Here is a 4851-nt window from a genome sequence, read left to right on the forward strand (position 1 = left end):
TCATATATAGCTTAACCAAAAGATGGAATTGTCGGATTTCAACTGAGGCAAAACAGAAGAGCTGGAGAGTTGGACTGGCCGCATCCTGAGCGCCAACTCACCGGGCGACCTTTTTGTCAACTGAGCGGGCGGTATCATTGTGGGCTTGTTCAGGGTCTGGATGATGATGGATCTACGGCGGAGTGTTTTTTCATCACGGATTCGGGAATGGACAATGTGCAGGAGGGGATTTGGCGTACATCCCATACAGTCATGAATCCATATTTCAGGGGATCGGCTGAGTTGCTTCCCCGACCAGTCGCATGAAAGGAACGGGATTGCCGCTGGCTTGGCGGCTGGTGCGGTCTGATCCGCGAGGTGGTTTGCTGTTTTTTGGCAGCGTCCTGCTGGGTGTGTGGATCCTGGTCGGAGTGGCTCTGACAGGGGGGATGTTGCACGCCCGGATTGAGGCCGAAACCTTTGCCATGCTGGCTGCCGACATTCGGATAGAAGGATCGGCTCCCCTGGATGCCTGGGCCGAAAAACATCTTTTTGGTCCAGGTCGCGTCGTGGCCAAAAGCCTGGAGTTCACGGCCATGGCCCGTCCTGTTGTGGAAGTCAAGGCTGCCACGCCGCAACACTCCACCGTCCCACCTGAAAACAGCCAACTCCATGAACAAAACCAGCTTGTGGAAGTCAAGGCTGTCACGCCACAACACCCCCTGCGCGGACGGGTCGATCTGCTTGGGGGTGGTTCCCTCGTCACGGCCTTGCAAAATGGTGGGGCCGTGGTGGAAGCCAATCTGCTGGAGCGCCTGCATCTGCGGGTTGGCGAACATATTCGCATCGGCGATGCCCGGTTTCAAATCCGGGCCATCCTGGCGCGGGAACCGGATCGCGTCATGCGTCTTTTTTCCCTTGGTCCCAGGGTGTTCATCGACCTGGATCAGGTACCATCCACCCATCTGATCCGCCCCGGCAGCCGGGTACATCATGTCCACTCCTTGCGGCTTGCACCCGGCGAAACCGTGGCATCCGTGGCCGCCCACCTCGAAACCCTGGCCAAGCCACAAGGCATTCATGTCCTGGTGCCAGGGAAAAAACAGCCCGGAGCCACTCGTCTCCTGGGCCGTTTTGCCATCTTCATGGGGTTGGTGGCGGTGATGGCACTGCTCGTGGGTGGCCAGGCCATCGCCGGCAGTGTGGCCAACTACATGCGTGAACGGGTCAAAATGGTCGCCGTCCTGAAGGTTCTCGGGGCCGACAATGCCATGCTCGGGCAAATTTTTCTCTGGAAAGTGATCCTCCTGGCCGGTTGCGGTTCTCTGAGTGGCGTCCTGCTGGGCGTGGCGACCCCCTGGTTGTTGCTGAATCTTTCCGGCGACATGTTGACTGGCTCTGCGCCCTATCGACCTGATCCCTGGCTGCTGTCATCCGGGCTTGCCCTGGGCATTCTGGTCAGCCTGCTCTTGGCCCTGGGACCCTTGTGGGACATACGCCGCACACTGCCAGGGGCATTGTTTCGCTCCGCATCGGATTGGGGCACAGAGGCAGAGGGACGGGTTCGTTCGATCTGGCCGGTGTTTGTGGTGGGTTTGCCTTTGACGGCCACGGCGGTGCATGTTGCCGGTGAAACCAGACTGGCCCTGGGGTTTCTGGGCATGTCTCTCGTCAGCCTGGTCGGATTGCATGGATTGATCCGGGGTTGCCTGCGCCTGTTGCGTTATTGGCATCCAAGACGCCCCACCTGGAACCTGGCCGTGCGTGCCCTGCTGCGCCCGGAAAATGGTGCCTTGTCCACCACCACCGCCCTGAGTCTGGGAGTCTCCCTGGTCACCGCCATTGTGCTGCTGCAAGGCGATCTCAACCGCCAGATCCAGACCCAATTGCCCAAACGGATCCCGGCACTCTTTTTTGTCGATATCCAGACCGATCAAACGGTTGCCTTCCAACACCTGGTTCGTCGCATGGCGTCGGAACCGGATGCCTTGCGCATCACACCGGTGGTACGGGGACGCCTGATCGACCTGCGCCGCGCCAGCACCCTTGACCAGAAAGAACCAATCACACCGGCCAATGCCTGGCGCTTTGCGCGGGAATATGTACTCACCTGGTCCGCAACCCTTCCCCCCAACAACCCCCTCATTGCCGGCCAGTGGTGGACATCTCCGACAGAGAGTGGTCTCAGCGTGGAGGCCGACATGGCCCACGATCTGAACCTGCATCTGGGGGATCAGCTCGTTTTTGAAATCCAGGGGGTGACCGTGGCAGCCCCCGTTCGCAACATACGCAAGGTAACCTGGTCGGATATGGGATTGAATTTTTTTGTGATTTTCTCTCCGGCCCTGTTGCAGGACGTACCCGGAACCTGGCTTGGTTCCCTGGCCATCGAGCCGGACCGCGAGGAAGCGGTGTATCAGGCCACGGTCAACAGTTTTCCCAATGTCACCGTCATCCGAACCCGGGAAATCATGACCACCATGCGCGATATCCTGGAAAAACTGGCCCAGGCCGTGACAGCGTTGGGAGGGTTGGCCGTCGTTGCCGGTCTCATGGTACTGTGGGTGGCCATTTTTGCCACCCGCCAACGCCGGGCCAGAGAAGGGGCCGTCTGCCGCCTGCTGGGGGCCACCCGTGGGGATGTGGTCCGCATGGCTCTCCTGGAATTTTTTTTGCAGGGTGTCATGACAGCCACCTTGTCCCTCTTCGTCTCCCAGGCTCTGCGAGGGGCCGTTGCCGTGTATGGGTTCAAGGATTCGGAACCCTGGCATGTAATTGTGGGTCCTGCCCTGCTTCTGTGGGGGGCTGCCGTGGTGATGATTGTCTTGAGTGGCTGGCTTGCCTTGCGTCGAGAATTGAGCCGTCCCTTGCTGTCAAACTTGTTTCGGGTATGAAAATCGGGTTGGGTTGAGCCGTCCCTTGCTGTCAAACCTGTTTCGGGTATGAAAAACGGGTTGGGTCGGGCAGAATAATTCCGGACTTGTTTCGGGTATGAAAAACGGGTTGGGCCGGGCAGAAAAATTCCGGATGCACCTGTTTCAGGATCTGCATCTGTTGCGGGCATGAAAGAGCAGAATGGTGATTGTGGTTGATTTTTGGAATTTTTTTCAAGGGGGGCGCTGGCCATGGAGAATGATATTCAAATGTTGATCAAAATCAATCTTTTCGATGGCTTGACAGATGCAGAATTGCGGATGGTCATCGAAAGATGTGCCCGTGCGCAACGCTACTCTGCAAAGCAGGTCATTTTTCAAGAGGGGGCGTCGGGATCAGAGGTGTATTGTTTGCCCAAAGGGCAGGTGCGCGTGGAACTGGATATGGGTAACCTGGTGGCACCACGCACTCTGGCCACGGTCACCGGTCCGGATATTTTTGGTGAGGTGGCTTTTTTGGATGGCTCGGCGCGCAGTGCCACGACCATTGCCCAGGAAGAGTTGACTTTATATGTATTGGAAAAGGAAAAACTGTTGGCACTCATGAACGAAATGCCCATTCTTGGTTTTCGCATCATGGGAAATTTTTCCAGCCTGCTTGCCAAAAGAATCCGGCGCAGCAATCAGACCCTGATCAATGAAGTTCGCAAGCTGCAAAACGTCCAGGCCTCCGCCATGCCCCTGGCTGCCCGCAAATACAACGAGGTTTCACACGGATACACCACCCAGGTCTGGGTCTGATCCCGGGCGTGGCAGGGCATGGTTTTCAAGAGGTTTCCAATTGCACGGAGACGACCTGGATGGGCAGTCCCGGGCGACGCAGGGCCATGATCATTTCCGTATCTGGATCGTGGCTGCTGACCAGTTGTGACAGGGTGTGGGGTGTCACAGGATGGTTGTCCAGGGTCAACAGGAAATCACCTGCCCGAATGCCGGCCTTGTAAGCCGGACTGTTCGGCTCGACACCGACGATCAGGACGCCATCACTCCGGGGTGCCGGGTCTGCCGCCAAACCCAGCCAGGGACGGCGGCGCGACTTTTTTCCGGTTGTTTCACTCTTGACCGTTTTGAGTGCCTCGGAAAGAACGGCTGCCAACACATAGACATAGCCAACATCGCCGATTTCAACACGCAGGTTTTTGACCTGTCCATATCCGGCAAAAGTGATATTCTGTTCCCCGTGTGGCAGACGGATCGCCTCGCCCGGAGTGACGCCCATGGGTACCCCGTTCAACTGCCAGCGAATGCCGGGTGGTTGGGATGCCACTGTCAATCCTCCGCCTTCATGCAGGCTTTTATTGACCGGCAACAGGAACACGAATCCCTCGCGGGATTGGATGCGAATGGTCGGTTGATCACCCAGATTGCGCAAGGGTATCCGCAGCCGGCCCGATTCCAGATTCGCCTGCGTGGGCAACGCGGCCAGGGAGGGGGGCAGGGGGGTCTGGAGTGCCTTGACGGCAGGGTTTTCCGTGTTGCTGCCCGGGATATCGGTGGTATTGTCTCGCGATGCGGCCTGTAAGGCCTGAACGTCTGCCGACGCTCCGGCAGTTGCAGCATGAGAGATGCCGGTTGCTGTCCCGGAGCCACCACGGGCCGTGTTGATCGCCCGACTGATGGCCTCTTCGGCCAAGGTTGCCAGGGAGGGGCGCTTGCCGGAGGCTTCTTCCATTTCCCGTTTGCGGCGGGCATCACCGGCCTGTTTGGTATCCAGGGAACGGTCCTGGACAATCCCCTTGTCCATATCCTGGATACTTTTGCGGGATTCGAGCCATTTTGGGTCAAACAAGGTGAGGCCCATGATGTCCATGATTGTTCCCCCTGAATTTATAATCCGTACACCATTGATTCTGCCTTGCCATATTATTGACTAAGAGGCTGTATAATAACATGTTAATTTCAAAAAACGAATGAAAAACTGGGATGGAGGTCCAGGAGG

General features: G+C 57.6%; 3 protein-coding genes. 2 read left to right on the forward strand and 1 reads right to left on the reverse strand.

The genetic code is table 11. From position 1 onward, the window contains the following. Positions 1 to 302 precede the first annotated feature (302 nt). Both HQL65_20220 and HQL65_20225 read left to right on the forward strand, forming a co-directional pair. The gene (locus tag HQL65_20220) at positions 303 to 2873 is read left to right on the forward strand and encodes an ABC transporter permease (GenBank protein ID MBF0138562.1); all 2571 of its coding nucleotides are present in this window, start codon (positions 303 to 305) and stop codon (positions 2871 to 2873) included. Positions 2874 to 3122: 249 nt separating this feature from the next. Then, entirely contained in the window at positions 3123 to 3653 is a 531-nt protein-coding gene (locus HQL65_20225) for a cyclic nucleotide-binding domain-containing protein (GenBank protein MBF0138563.1), read from the forward strand. Between the two features lie 25 nt (positions 3654 to 3678). On the opposite strand, the gene HQL65_20230 is transcribed toward HQL65_20225, so the two are convergent. Then, positions 3679 to 4722: a PDZ domain-containing protein gene (locus HQL65_20230; GenBank protein ID MBF0138564.1), complete on the reverse strand. Its 1044-nt coding sequence runs from the start codon at positions 4720 to 4722 to the stop codon at positions 3679 to 3681. Positions 4723 to 4851: the final 129 nt, after the last annotated feature.

This window comes from Magnetococcales bacterium, from assembly GCA_015228935.1.
Lineage (GTDB): Bacteria > Pseudomonadota > Magnetococcia > Magnetococcales > DC0425bin3 > HA3dbin3.